This is a genomic window from Bacillus sp. FSL W7-1360 (assembly GCF_038592975.1).
Taxonomy (GTDB): domain Bacteria; phylum Bacillota; class Bacilli; order Bacillales; family Bacillaceae_D; genus Shouchella; species Shouchella lonarensis.
In genome coordinates this window covers 1,732,499-1,744,545 of sequence record NZ_CP151950.1, presented here as the reverse complement: position 1 = coordinate 1,744,545, position 12,047 = coordinate 1,732,499, and the positions used below count along the sequence as shown (strand labels likewise).

The following is a 12,047-nucleotide window of genomic DNA, read 5'->3' as shown; positions in this document are numbered from 1 at the left end:
ATCATCCTTTCTCATTGTAGATGTAGGTAGTAAGTGGGAGAACAAAGTCTTTCCCTTTGCGATGAACGTAAAGTTTTTGTTCCGTCATAGAGAAGATGGCGATATATCGTTCACACCAACCATGGAAGCCCCACTTTAACCAAGTGAACTTCCGTAACTTTTGAACTTGTTTTTTTATAGCATGAGGAATGTCGCAATCGGTGATCATTAGCCCGATATAAATAGATGACATATGCGCATCAGAGGATAAATGTGTCGTGTTTATATGTTGATCGAGTGCCGCTTTCAGATGTATAATGGTATCTTCACAGAGGCGATTTTCTGTGCAAATAAAGAGGTGTTGCGCACTTTCTGCATGCCAGATAGGGAGGTTTTTCGTGGCAAGATAGCGCATATCACGCCGGTGATGGTGAGCAGATAGCGGGATTGTCAAAGAACCAAGTGAGAGATTTGTTTTAATATTGTAGGAATGAGCAAGTGCATGGTGCAATTTTTGTAATGAAATCATGGTGAGAGCCTCCTCTATGATAACGCTTACATGATTATTTAGTATAAATGAAGATAGAGAGGGGCGCAATCTTATATTGTGTGAGTGAGTGCATTTTTCTAGTTTAGGGGGGTATAAATATGGATAAAAATGTCCCGCACAATTTGTTCTTGCAGGGGACGCGTACTGCGATCCCAATTATAATTGGTTACATTCCAATCGCGATGACATTTGGTATGCTTGGTGTACAAGCGGGCATTTCATTTTGGCACGTTGTCATGATGTCTGTGCTTGTTTTTGCTGGTGCTAGCCAATTTGTAGGTTTAAATTTAATTGCGGCAGGGACTGGGAGTATTACAATTATTTTAACGACATTTATTTTAAATTTGAGGCACTTTATAATGAGTATGTCTTTTATGCACAAACAAACAGCTTTATCTACTGGAGTAAAAGCGCTGTTGTCATTTGGGCTGACGGATGAGACGTTTGCAGTAGCGTCGATGGAAAATAGGCAATCAGGTGCTTTTTTTATTGGTTTATTTTTTTCTTCCTATGCAGCTTGGGTTGGTGGAACAATGATAGGTGGATTGTTAGCTCATTACATCCCACCATCTGTTAGTGAAGTAATGGCAATTACCTTATATGCACTATTTATTGGTTTGCTTATTCCAGCGATCCGTCAGCATAAAAAAGTGTTGATCATTGTTATTCCAACTGCTGCGATATGCTATATGTTCCATTTGATTCTCCCAATCGGCTGGGCAATTGTTTTGGCGACAGTGTTAGGAAGCTCATTAGGAATCTTTATCGATATAGAAAAAGAGGGATAGCATGTATATATTTTTGATTATTGTTGCAATGGCAATCGTTACGTATCTACCTAGATTTTTACCTGTGATTGCTTTAGGGTATATCACGCTTCCTACTTGGGCGGAAAAATGGTTACTGTGTGTACCCTATGCAGCATTAGCGGCACTCATTTTCCCGGGGATCTTGAGTGTGCATGAGAACCCGCTTGTCGGGATTGTGGCAGGTGGTGTGGCGGTCATTTGTGCATATTTCCGTGCGCCTGTCCTGATTATCCTCACGAGTGCGGTTGTGATGGCTTTTATGTTATCGTGAAGTGCCTTTATAATTAATTAACCTATCATTGCGCAAATTTATAGGTTAATTAGCTTGCATATTTATAAACAATAGTGTACTATTAATCTATAACACAGAAACGCAGGAGGGAAAAAAGTAATGAAGCATCCGCTCATAGTTGAAAGATTAAACAAAACAATGGGGAATACGCATATCATTAAAGATATGTCATTTGCACTAGAACGCGGACAAATTTATGGTTTTTTAGGACCAAATGGCTCAGGGAAGACGACAACGATTAGAATGATTGTATCTTTAATTGCGGCAGATTCAGGAGAAGTAAAGATTGAAGGGAAGTCAATCCGTACGGAGCGTGAAGAGGCACTTCCTCATATTGGTGCAATTGTGGAAGATCCAGATCTATATTTATATTTAACGGGAAAACAAAATTTAATCCACTATGCGAATATGAGTGTAAAACCAATTTCTAGGGAAAGGATCAATGAAGTTGCAAAACTTGTAGAGCTTGACGATGCAATCAATAAAAAAGTGAAAACGTATTCTCTTGGGATGAAACAACGGCTTGGCATAGCTGTGTCACTATTACACGAACCATCTGTGCTCATACTAGATGAACCAACGAATGGTTTGGATCCAAAAGGCATGCGAGATTTGCGGGATTATTTACGACGTTTGGCAAGAGAGAATGGGGTGACACTTTTTATCTCAAGTCATCAATTAAGTGAGGTAGAAATGTTATGTGACCGCGCAATCATTATAAAAGACGGTCACGTCGTGGATGAAGTAGACATGTCTCGTTCCCGGTCGGAGGAGGAATTGTATACAATACGATTGGAAGTAGCGCCTCATGCGGTTGCAAAAAAGGTTCTTGAAGCATTTGGTCATGTGAAATCGCGTGATGGAGAGTTAGTGATAGAGAAGCAACGCCACACAAACATCCCATCAATGATTCAAGCACTAATAGAGGCTGGGGTAGATGTGTTTGCAACGAATTACCAACAGCGCTTAGAAGACGCGTATTTCGATTTAACAGAAGAGAAAAAGGAGCGAGTCTCATGATGGGTCTTTGGAAAAATGAATGGATGAAGGCTTGGTATGGACGGAAAATTAGTATATTTCTAATGGTGATGGCGGGGTTGATTGTACTTGGAATCGGTCTTTCGCTTTTGGTTGATACAAGTGAAGATAAAATGACAGCAATGGAATTTTCTTTTCAAAGTACCTCTTTGTTTACGACTTTAGGCATTTTATATGGTGTGATTTTGATGACAGGAGCGATTGCAAGCGAGTTTTCAACAGGGACAGTGAAGCAACTATGCATTCGCCCAATGTCACGATTTCAAGTTTTAATAGCGAAATGGACGGGGAATATGGTTTTTAGTTTGGCAATCATTGTTTTTGTCTATATGATAACGATTATTGCAGGTGTCATCTTCTTTCCGCTGGAAGGAGAATCGATGGGTCATGTCTTTTATGATATGGGAAAACAATTGCTTTATTATGTGCCAACTTTATTTTTTTACATTGGACTCGCGACAATGATGGCGATTTTAACGAAGAATACAGCCGTGACACTAGTAGTGACATTGTTACCATTCTTTTTTAGCACCATCGTGTCAATTTTAGCCGCAACGGTTGATTGGTCAAAGTGGCTTTTCTTTACACATATTCATGTTTGGAATAACTATCATCCAGATGGGATGCAGTTAGCTCCTTTTGACAGCATGTGGGCCTCTATTACGTTTCTTACGCTCCATGCATTGCTGTTTTTATTCATCGCTCATGTTGTCTTTAAACGGAGAGATGTGGTTTAATAAGAGACAGAGCGAATGTACATGTCTAGATCATGATTTTTTAGGACGTACCAGGCTTTTAATCATGTCGGGTACGTTATTTGTTTCTACATAGTAAAGGGGGAAGTTGTTTGTCATGAGTGTCCAATTTGATCCGACGAAAGCGATCTATGCGCAAATTGCAGATTACTATTATCAACAAATTTGTAGTTGCGCGCTTGCCCCAGGGGAGAAACTACCTTCTGTGCGTGAGACTGCACAAAAGTTGCAAGTGAATCCGAATACGGTATCGCGTTCTTATTTGGAAATGGATCGCGATGGGGTGACGTTTTCAAAACGAGGACAAGGCACGTTTGTGACAACCGATTTAACTGTCATTGCGAATTTGAAAAAAACACTTGCAAAAAAACAAATGGAGGATTGTGTGGCCTATTTACGCAAGCTTGGTTACAACAATGAAGACATGGTTCATGCGCTAAAACAGTTGTTGCAGGAGGAAAAGGGCACATGAATACGATGATCTTGAATGGTGTGAAAAAAAGATATGGAAAGAAAGCAGTGTTGGCTGATATATCGGTTGTATTAAAGAACCATCAATTTGTCGTTTTACTTGGTGAGAATGGGATTGGGAAGACGACACTTCTAAAATTGTGCGCAGGGTTGATTCCGTATGATTCAGGAGAGGTGTTATTAAATGAAGCGCGTACGCGACAAGCGCGCGCACAAACGAGTGTATATGTTTCTGATGAAGTAAATATGGATCCTTTTTTAACGTTGAAAAAAGCGATCGAAGTCCATAAGCGAATGGAGTCAAGCTTTGATCAAGATCAAGCAATCGAATGGTGCAATCAGCTTGCATTGCCACTTGCAGAGAAAGTAACCACGCTTTCCACTGGGCAAAGACATTTATTTTCACTTGTGTTAGCCGCAGCAAGTTCACGCCCGATCATATTTATTGATGAGTTACTTGCTAATCTTGACTCGGCAAAGAAGGAAGCGATGATTGCGCTGCTTACAGATGTTGTCACAGATCAATCTCGCCTTGTTGTGATGGCATCACATGCATATGAAGAAGTGGAGTTACTAGCTGATGGTGCGATTTTTCTTCATGCAAATGGCGTAGAAGTGATTAAGGACATTGAGGAATGGCGGCAAGAGCACGGCGTGTCGCTAAAGGCATTATTTTCGAAAGTGGGGCGGTCGTAATGGCTTTTTGGCAGTTGTTAAAACGAGACTTGCGTCTGCTCGTGCCGGTGTCGGTGGTGTTTTTTGCGTTGGCATTGACTTTTTATGTATTTGTCATATGGTTTCGATTAGGGGTAAGGCCTTTTTCCGAGGAAGAGCACGTTGTTGTGGTGATTGGCCTGTATTGGTGGCTTATGTTTATCTACATGATTGCTGTTTGTGTGGAAGTTGTTTGGAGGGAGTGGCGTCAACGGACGCACGCGTATTGGTATGCGTTCTCTCAAGCTCTTCATGCCAAGATAATTAGTAAAGTACTGGCAGTGGGCATCGTGTCTTCGATTGTCTGGTCCGTATTAGACACAGTATTTAGGGTGTTGTTAAAGTATGTAACTGTTCCTGAAGTATATGCAGAAGTGTTTCCAATGTGGTTCTATGCTGACATATGGAGTATGTTGTGGACGGCGACAATTGTTTGCGCTCATTTCATATTAGTAACGATGTTAATCGTTTTTGTTTTCTTGGGAATAAAAGGGTGGTTGCGTTTTATATTTGCACCAGTGACTTTTATCATTGGATCGATCGGGTATTTAATGATGTTTTCGTATGTCAGCCCAAAAAATGAGCAAGAATTTCCGGCCGAAATTGCGGTGAATGGCTCGTTAATGGTTCTTGATATCATTTACCTTATTTTTTCCTACATCGCCCTCTATTACTTCCTATCAAGAAAAATTTCATTGTAATGGATTTGTTTTTCCTGTACGATCGCGCTATGATAGGAAAAAAGATGATGAGAGTGGATGTGATGTGATGGAAAGGCTTGTGCTATATGAACTCATTGATATATTAGAGGACTTGGTCAATACCCCGAGTCCATCCGGTTTTACTGAAGGCGCGATTCGCTATGCAGAGCAACATTTGCAACGTGCAGGCATTTTAACAACACGCACGCATAAAGGCGCATTACTGGCAACATTACGCGGGAAAGATGAGACGAAACAGCGTTTGTTAACGGCTCATGTCGATACGCTTGGCGCCATGGTGAAGGAAATAAAGAAAAAAGGACGATTGAAAATTGCGCTCGTCGGTGGTTTTAGTCACCACGCAATTGAAGGAGAGTATTGCCTCATTCATAAAGCCGACGGGACAACGATTTCTGGAACAATTGTGATGCATCAATCGTCTGTTCATGTGTACAAAGATGCGCGTACTGCGGAAAGAAATGAAGAAAATATTGAGGTACGTCTAGATGCACGAACAAGCTCACGAGCAGAGACGCAAAGTTTAGGAATTGAAGTCGGTGATTTTATTAGTTTTGCCCCACGGTTTGAACGGACGAACAGCGGCTTTATTAAATCGCGTCATCTCGATGATAAGGCGAGTGTTGCGATTGTTTTACAACTTTTAAAAGAGGTCGCTATGACTGGTGTTTCATTGCCTTATACCACACATGTACTGATTTCTAATAACGAAGAGATTGGTTATGGTGGAAATGCAAGCATCCCTCCTAAAGTGGTCGAATATGTTGCTGTGGACATGGGTGCGATTGGCGATGGGCAAACAACAGACGAATATAGCGTTTCGATTTGTGCCAAAGACAGTAGTGGACCATATCATTACGGGTTACGAAAGCATCTCGTCCATCTTTGCCAGCAACAAGGAATTGATTATAAAGTCGACATTTATCCATACTATGGCTCTGATGCGTCAGCAGCAATGAAGGCGGGGCACGATCTTGTGCACGCGTTAATTGGTCCTGGAATTGAAGGGTCACATTCTATGGAACGCACACATGAGCAATCTTTATGTGAAACATATCGGTTACTCGATGCGTATATACAGTCAGAGATGGTACATGAAAAAAAGGACTCTTGAAAAAGAGTCCTTTCAAATCATTGTGATGCATGCGTATCTTTTACAAAAGCGCGTAGCATCCATGTATGTTTTTCTATCGTTCCTTTTAAAGAGATGAACAAGTCTTCTGTACCAGGATCGTCAAGGGAATCACAAATGGTAATGCCATCTTGTAACTCGCTAGCAATTTGGTCGTAGTCAGAAATGAGATCACGCACCATGTCGTGTGCGCACATCGTTTTGTCTCCTTCTTTCAGTGTCGTCAGCTGCATGTATTCTTTTATCGTGGCAACTGGGAAACCTTGAATGGTTAATAATCGTTCTGCTAGTTCGTCAATGGTCGCGGCAGCTTCGTTGTACAGTTCTTCAAATTTCTCATGCAGGGTAAAGAAGTGTGGACCTTTTACATACCAATGGTAGTTGTGTAGCTTCACATAGAGGGTGTGCCAGTTTGCGATTTGTGTGTTTAAAGCGAGTTGAATCTTTTCTTGTGCCATGGTTGTTTTCCTCCTTTATTCTTTACTATACCCTGATGTTAACAACTTAACCGTACCATAGATTTTGTGCGTGAATGTAGATTGATTGTGGCAAAAAGGAGTTTTTTATGCGTTATGACGAGTTGAAACAAGACTTAATTGAATATAGCAACAAAATTGGAATCGATAAGATTGGTTTTACGACGGGAGACCCTTTTTTATTGTTAAAAGAGCGCTTAATTGCGCAGCAAGAGAAGGGGTATGCTTCAGGTTTTGAACATGCTGATATTGACGAGCGGGTGTTTCCTGAATTGAGTATGGACAATGTGCAATCAATTATCTCTATTGCCGTTGCTTATCCGACAAAGCTTCGGGATGCACCGAAAAATGTTCCAGGAGCACGAAGGGGCATGTTTTCTCGTTCTTCATGGGGGAACGATTACCATGTTGCGTTAAAGGCGCGTGCTCAGAAGCTCGTATCCTTCCTACATGAGCGTGTGCCGGAAGCAGCGTCATTAACGATGGTTGATACAGGGGCACTCGCTGACCGAGCGGTGGCGGAGCGAGCTGGAGTGGGATGGAGCGCAAAAAATACATTCATCATTACGGAGGAGTTTGGAAGCTTTGTATTTTTAGGCAATGTGTTAACATCGATTCCCTTTGAACCGGATGAACCATTGGAAGATTTATGTGGAGAATGTACAAAATGTTTGGATGCATGTCCGACAGGCGCACTTGTTGAGCCAGGTGTGTTAAATGCGCAAGCTTGTTTATCATATCAGACACAAACAAAAGGCTTTATGCCAGATGAATACCGAGAAAAAACCGGTCATTTTTTATACGGGTGGGACACCTGTCAAGTTGTATGCCCATATAATAAAGGGATCAATTACGATCACCATGCTGATATGTTGCCCGACCCAGAAACAGTCAAGCCTTTGCTATTGCCTATCTTAACGATGTCAAATAAGGAATTTAAGGAGAAGTTTGGTTATTTAGCAGGTGCGTGGCGCGGAAAAAAACCGATTCAACGGAATGCCATTTTAGCGTTGGCGCATTTTCGAGAAAAAAGTGCTTTACCGACATTAAAAACGTTGCTTTACGAAGACACACGCCCTGTCATTCGTGGCACAGCTGCTTGGGCGATCGGAAAAATTGGTCAATTAGTAACAGAGGAAAACACATTGCTCGAGGCGAAAAAGAGAGAAAAAGATATTGAGGTGATTGCCGAGATTGATAAAGGACTGAACATGCTACGAGCTAAATAAATTTCATTGCAATTGTGCAGATGAAATAGGAAAAGGAGGCGATTGACATGATCACGCCTGAACATTTTTTTGTGAAGGAAATGGCAAGCCCTTTAGGGACACTAACAATTATTGCAACCGAACGTGGCGTTTGTCAAATTCATTTTGGTGCGCTCCATGAACTGAATGGTCAATCAAAACTGCTAAAAACAGGTGTGAGAGAGGAGTGGGAGCGGTGTGAATCACGCACATCAGCTGTATGTGAACAATTACAAGCTTACTTCAACGGAACAAGGAAGTCATTTGATGTAGATATTGATTTAGTTGGCACACCGTTCCAAAAAAAAGTTTGGCGAGCACTTATGGATATTAACTATGGGGAAACAAGATCCTATAAAGAAATTGCTAAGCAAATAGGAGCGCCTAAAGCTGTTCGAGCGATTGGGGGTGCGAACAATCGTAACCCTTTACCAATTATCGTTCCTTGTCACCGTGTGATAGGCAGTAATGGTGCGATGGTTGGCTATGGTGGTGGATTAAACAAAAAAGAGCTGCTACTTCATCTCGAGGGAGCACTTACCATTTCATAAGAGCATTTAACAGTGTGATACACGCGCACGGTTGAGTGCTTTTTTTTATGGTTATGCATACTCATATATATGAGGAGGTGATGAGAATGGAGAAACAAGTGGTTCAACAAATTCATGCGCGTGCACAAATGTTTATGAAGGCGTGGATGTACGGCGATGAACGAATGTTGATTGGGAAAGAGGAAAGGCTAATACCAACGGAAAAAGAAGTACTCTCTCGTCGACAAGCATCTGTCGTTCATGCAAAAGTGTCTGGTGAGATCACGTCAGTTTGTACGTACGAGGCGCGTGTACAAGTCGATTATGTGCTTTTATTGGAGCGTTTTATCATACAACAAGAGGGAAATTACATAGAAGAGCGTCTATGTCAGAGGAGAGCGTTGTTTGTAGATGGTGAATGGCAATCAGATGATTTAATGAACGTGGAAAAAACGAGTAAGTATTGCCAAGCAGAAAAAACACCGCAAATCGTGATAGATGCTTTTAAAACGGTAGATAAATCATACGATCGGCGGGAAGCGGTGCGATATGCGGAACGATGGTGGCAGGGAGATACATCATCAAGCTGTGCACATTTTGTTTCACAATGTTTGTACGCAGGTGGTGCGCCTATGACGGATACAACTGAACGACATGGGTGGTGGTCCACAGGTGTTTCATATGGTGAAACTTGGTCTAACCCTCATTTATTACGTTGGTATTTGAGTGGTGCAACAAAAGGGCTCTGTGGCGAAATGCGCACCCAAGCAAAAGATCTACTGCCGGGTGATGTAATATGTTATGATTTTAACGGAGATGGTGTATGGGATCATGTTGCGCTTGTTGTCGCAAAAGATGTTTACGGGGAACCACTTGTCAATGCGCATCACATGAATAGTCGCATGCGCTACTGGACCTATGAAGACGCAGCTGTGTATACAAATGACACAAAATATGTGTTTTTTCATATTGTGGTCAACTAATCGTTGTTTCAACGCTAGGAACGATCACGAATGAATGATATAATGAAGTGATGTTCAATGAATAATGGGGTGTATGCATGGGTTTACATATTGTGTTATATCAGCCAGAAATCCCGGCCAATACCGGAAATATTGCGCGGACTTGTGCTGGAACAGGGGCGACGCTTCATTTAATTCGTCCACTTGGTTTTTCTACAGACGATAAAATGTTAAAGCGCGCTGGTTGTGATTATTGGCCGCAAGTAAAAATTCATTATTACGATGCGATGAAAGAGTTGTGGGAGACATTTCCGGAAGGGCAGTTTTATTATATTGAGACAAGCGGCACAAAAAACTATACGGAATTTACATATGCGGATGCGACCAAAGATGTGTTCTTTGTGTTTGGGAAAGAAACGACAGGGTTACCAGCTGAACTTGTAAGTGACGATACGGATCATTGTTTACGTATCCCACAAACAGATGCGATTCGCTCATTAAATTTGTCAAATACAGCAGCAATCGTCTTGTATGAAGCCCTTCGTCAACAAGGATTTCCGCATTTGACGTAAATATTTGTCGTTTAGTCCCTCCCTAATGGCGATGCCCTCTTTTCAAGTAAGACAATATTGGCTATAATAGGGGAAGAGGTATGTACTCGGTACAAAGATGGATGTGAGGAGGAATAGGCTCGATGAGAACGTTTTTAATGATGAGCGTCATTGTTGTATTTTTAATTTCAATGTTTGCAGGAGGCTATGAAGGCAACCCACATAAATCATAGAGGTGAAAACCGGGTGCGCCCGGTTTTTCTACGTTGCAAGTAACAAAGAGTGAGAGGAGGAAGAACAGATGCCATTTCAGACAGATATGATCATTCTTTTTGTTGCGATTTTGTTTATTGCAGGTGTATTGACAGCAAAGTTTTCAACACGGCTCGGCGTCCCTGCACTTGTACTGTTTATCCTCGTTGGTATGGTGATAGGTAGTGATGGGTTTAATATTGTAAATGTTGATTTTGAACAAGCAAAATATGCCCAGTTTGTTGGTATGTTTGCACTGGTCGTCATTTTATTTGAAGGTGGTTTACAAACAAAGTGGGCAACTGTAAAGTCGGTTGCGCTCCCGTCCTTGTCATTAGCCACATTGGGGGTTTTATTAACATCAACAATTGTAGCTGTGGCAGCAAAATATGTGTTAGGTGTTGGTTTGGCTGCAAGCGCTTTTATTTGGTGCAATTGTTGGATCAACGGACGCAGCAGCAGTATTTGCTGTCTTAAAAGAGCAAAATATAAAAACACGTTTAGGTGCGACGTTAGAAGCCGAATCTGGAACGAACGATCCAATGGCTGTTTTTTTGACACTATCATTCATCCAGCTCATTACAATTAGCCATACAAATATATTTTCACTACTTGGGTCATTCGTCTGGCAAATGGGACTAGGGTTGTTACTCGGTTTTATTTTTGGAAAGCTAGCCTCTTATGCTATTAATCAGATTAACTTAGATTCAAGTGGACTGTATCCAGTTTTTGCTTTGGCTTTTGCATTGCTTACCTATGGCGTCACTGCGTTAATAGGTGCAAGTGGTTTACTTGCTGTATACGTGGCAGCGCTTATTATTGGCAATCAAGATTTGACGTATCGTCATTCTATTTTCCGTTTTAATGAGGGATTTGCGTGGATGATGCAAATGCTTATGTTTATCATCCTCGGGCTACTTGTGTTTCCAACCCAATTATTTGAGCTTAATATATTTATTAAAGGGATGGTTTTATCACTTATTTTAATGGTTGTTGCACGTCCAATCGCTGTATTCTTGTCCATGGCGGGGATGAAATTCCGCTGGAAAGAAAAGCTCTTTTTATCATGGGCCGGACTCAGAGGTGCCGTACCAATTGTATTGGCAACGTTTCCGGTCATTGCAGAGCTTGAACATAGTCAATTGTTTTTTAATGTCGTGTTCTTCGTCGTGCTGACATCAACGCTCATTCAAGGTTCAACGATTTCATATGTTGCAAAAAAGCTGCAGTTAACGGAGCCGCAAAAGCCCACACCGCTACATTCGTTAGAGCTTGTTTCAATTGGAAAAACCAATGTTGAGATTGTGGAATTAGAGATGAAAGAAGATACACCAGTCATTGGTAAAACATTAGAGGAGATTACGTTACCAAAAGGAGCACTTGTCAATGCAATTATTCGATCCGAACAGTTAATTGCACCTTATGGACAGACAACCATTCAAGAAAAGGATATTTTATATGTGCTTGTACCGAAAAAGCGGAAAAAGCAGTTGAAACAAGTGTTTCGAGCAGTAGAAAAGGGTGAAGATGTTTAACTGAATATGAACATGACGTCGTTTCAAGTGAACAA

The 12,047-nt window shown here is 41.3% G+C and carries 14 protein-coding genes and 1 pseudogene; 13 read left to right on the top strand and 2 right to left on the bottom strand.

What is annotated here, in order from left to right:
* Position 1: 1 nt before the first annotated feature.
* Positions 2–508 (bottom strand): DUF8052 family protein, encoded by a 507-nt coding sequence (locus NSQ26_RS08975; RefSeq protein WP_090774373.1) that lies wholly within the window; start codon positions 506–508, stop codon positions 2–4.
* Positions 509–627: 119 nt separating this feature from the next.
* Between NSQ26_RS08975 and NSQ26_RS08970 the strand changes: the two genes are divergently transcribed.
* The 8 genes from NSQ26_RS08970 (at position 628) to NSQ26_RS08935 (ending at position 6,441) form a co-directional block, all read left to right on the top strand.
* The gene (locus NSQ26_RS08970; protein ID WP_090774374.1) at positions 628–1,317 is read left to right on the top strand and encodes an AzlC family ABC transporter permease; all 690 of its coding nucleotides are present in this window, start codon (positions 628–630) and stop codon (positions 1,315–1,317) included.
* A gap of 1 nt (position 1,318) precedes the next feature.
* Positions 1,319–1,609: an AzlD domain-containing protein gene (locus NSQ26_RS08965; protein WP_499717900.1), complete on the top strand. Its 291-nt coding sequence runs from the start codon at positions 1,319–1,321 to the stop codon at positions 1,607–1,609.
* Between the two features lie 120 nt (positions 1,610–1,729).
* Positions 1,730–2,650, top strand: a complete 921-nt coding sequence (locus NSQ26_RS08960) for an ABC transporter ATP-binding protein (protein WP_499717899.1) — start codon at positions 1,730–1,732, stop codon at positions 2,648–2,650.
* A complete protein-coding gene (locus NSQ26_RS08955) occupies positions 2,647–3,405 on the top strand; it encodes an ABC transporter permease (protein ID WP_499717898.1) in 759 nt (252 codons plus the stop codon). The genes NSQ26_RS08960 and NSQ26_RS08955 overlap by 4 nt, the downstream gene beginning before the upstream one ends.
* A 115-nt stretch (positions 3,406–3,520) precedes the next feature.
* The gene (locus tag NSQ26_RS08950) at positions 3,521–3,895 is read left to right on the top strand and encodes a GntR family transcriptional regulator (RefSeq protein ID WP_090774575.1); all 375 of its coding nucleotides are present in this window, start codon (positions 3,521–3,523) and stop codon (positions 3,893–3,895) included.
* Positions 3,892–4,590 (top strand): ATP-binding cassette domain-containing protein, encoded by a 699-nt coding sequence (locus NSQ26_RS08945; RefSeq protein WP_499717897.1) that lies wholly within the window; start codon positions 3,892–3,894, stop codon positions 4,588–4,590. The genes NSQ26_RS08950 and NSQ26_RS08945 overlap by 4 nt, the downstream gene beginning before the upstream one ends.
* Positions 4,530–5,309 carry a hypothetical protein gene (locus tag NSQ26_RS08940; RefSeq protein WP_499717896.1) on the top strand — a complete coding sequence of 260 codons (780 nt, stop codon included), beginning with the start codon at positions 4,530–4,532 and terminating at the stop codon, positions 5,307–5,309. The genes NSQ26_RS08945 and NSQ26_RS08940 overlap by 61 nt, the downstream gene beginning before the upstream one ends.
* Before the next feature lie 67 nt (positions 5,310–5,376).
* Positions 5,377–6,441: a M42 family metallopeptidase gene (locus NSQ26_RS08935; protein ID WP_499717895.1), complete on the top strand. Its 1,065-nt coding sequence runs from the start codon at positions 5,377–5,379 to the stop codon at positions 6,439–6,441.
* 17 nt (positions 6,442–6,458) lie between these two features.
* Here NSQ26_RS08935 and NSQ26_RS08930 read toward each other — a convergent pair whose 3' ends face one another.
* On the bottom strand, positions 6,459–6,917 hold the full coding sequence (locus NSQ26_RS08930; RefSeq protein WP_090774381.1) for a Dps family protein: 459 nt from the start codon (positions 6,915–6,917) through the stop codon (positions 6,459–6,461).
* A gap of 107 nt (positions 6,918–7,024) precedes the next feature.
* Between NSQ26_RS08930 and queG the strand changes: the two genes are divergently transcribed.
* The 5 genes and pseudogenes from queG (at position 7,025) to NSQ26_RS08905 (ending at position 12,012) form a co-directional block, all read left to right on the top strand.
* Positions 7,025–8,164, top strand: a complete 1,140-nt coding sequence (gene queG / locus NSQ26_RS08925; protein ID WP_499717894.1) for a tRNA epoxyqueuosine(34) reductase QueG — start codon at positions 7,025–7,027, stop codon at positions 8,162–8,164.
* A gap of 47 nt (positions 8,165–8,211) precedes the next feature.
* Positions 8,212–8,733, top strand: coding sequence for a methylated-DNA--[protein]-cysteine S-methyltransferase (locus NSQ26_RS08920; RefSeq protein WP_499717893.1), 522 nt, complete (start codon positions 8,212–8,214; stop codon positions 8,731–8,733).
* An 86-nt stretch (positions 8,734–8,819) separates the two neighbouring features.
* Positions 8,820–9,695: an amidase domain-containing protein gene (locus NSQ26_RS08915; RefSeq protein ID WP_499717892.1), complete on the top strand. Its 876-nt coding sequence runs from the start codon at positions 8,820–8,822 to the stop codon at positions 9,693–9,695.
* A 77-nt stretch (positions 9,696–9,772) separates the two neighbouring features.
* Positions 9,773–10,246: a tRNA (uridine(34)/cytosine(34)/5-carboxymethylaminomethyluridine(34)-2'-O)-methyltransferase TrmL gene (trmL, locus tag NSQ26_RS08910; protein ID WP_499717891.1), complete on the top strand. Its 474-nt coding sequence runs from the start codon at positions 9,773–9,775 to the stop codon at positions 10,244–10,246.
* 280 nt (positions 10,247–10,526) lie between these two features.
* Positions 10,527–12,012: pseudogene (locus tag NSQ26_RS08905) on the top strand (potassium/proton antiporter).
* The last annotated feature ends 35 nt before the right edge of the window (positions 12,013–12,047 follow it).

Bases quoted from the DNA above. Each gene is read 5' to 3' on its own strand.
- NSQ26_RS08975 (WP_090774373.1), bottom strand. From the start codon at position 508: ATGATTTCATTACAAAAATTGCACCATGCACTTGCTCATTCCTACAAT.
- NSQ26_RS08970 (WP_090774374.1), top strand. From the start codon at position 628: ATGGATAAAAATGTCCCGCACAATTTGTTCTTGCAGGGGACGCGTACT.
- NSQ26_RS08965 (WP_499717900.1), top strand. From the start codon at position 1,319: ATGTATATATTTTTGATTATTGTTGCAATGGCAATCGTTACGTATCTA.
- NSQ26_RS08960 (WP_499717899.1), top strand. From the start codon at position 1,730: ATGAAGCATCCGCTCATAGTTGAAAGATTAAACAAAACAATGGGGAAT.
- NSQ26_RS08955 (WP_499717898.1), top strand. From the start codon at position 2,647: ATGATGGGTCTTTGGAAAAATGAATGGATGAAGGCTTGGTATGGACGG.
- NSQ26_RS08950 (WP_090774575.1), top strand. From the start codon at position 3,521: ATGAGTGTCCAATTTGATCCGACGAAAGCGATCTATGCGCAAATTGCA.
- NSQ26_RS08945 (WP_499717897.1), top strand. From the start codon at position 3,892: ATGAATACGATGATCTTGAATGGTGTGAAAAAAAGATATGGAAAGAAA.
- NSQ26_RS08940 (WP_499717896.1), top strand. From the start codon at position 4,530: ATGGCGGCAAGAGCACGGCGTGTCGCTAAAGGCATTATTTTCGAAAGT.
- NSQ26_RS08935 (WP_499717895.1), top strand. From the start codon at position 5,377: ATGGAAAGGCTTGTGCTATATGAACTCATTGATATATTAGAGGACTTG.
- NSQ26_RS08930 (WP_090774381.1), bottom strand. From the start codon at position 6,917: ATGGCACAAGAAAAGATTCAACTCGCTTTAAACACACAAATCGCAAAC.
- queG (WP_499717894.1), top strand. From the start codon at position 7,025: ATGCGTTATGACGAGTTGAAACAAGACTTAATTGAATATAGCAACAAA.
- NSQ26_RS08920 (WP_499717893.1), top strand. From the start codon at position 8,212: ATGATCACGCCTGAACATTTTTTTGTGAAGGAAATGGCAAGCCCTTTA.
- NSQ26_RS08915 (WP_499717892.1), top strand. From the start codon at position 8,820: ATGGAGAAACAAGTGGTTCAACAAATTCATGCGCGTGCACAAATGTTT.
- trmL (WP_499717891.1), top strand. From the start codon at position 9,773: ATGGGTTTACATATTGTGTTATATCAGCCAGAAATCCCGGCCAATACC.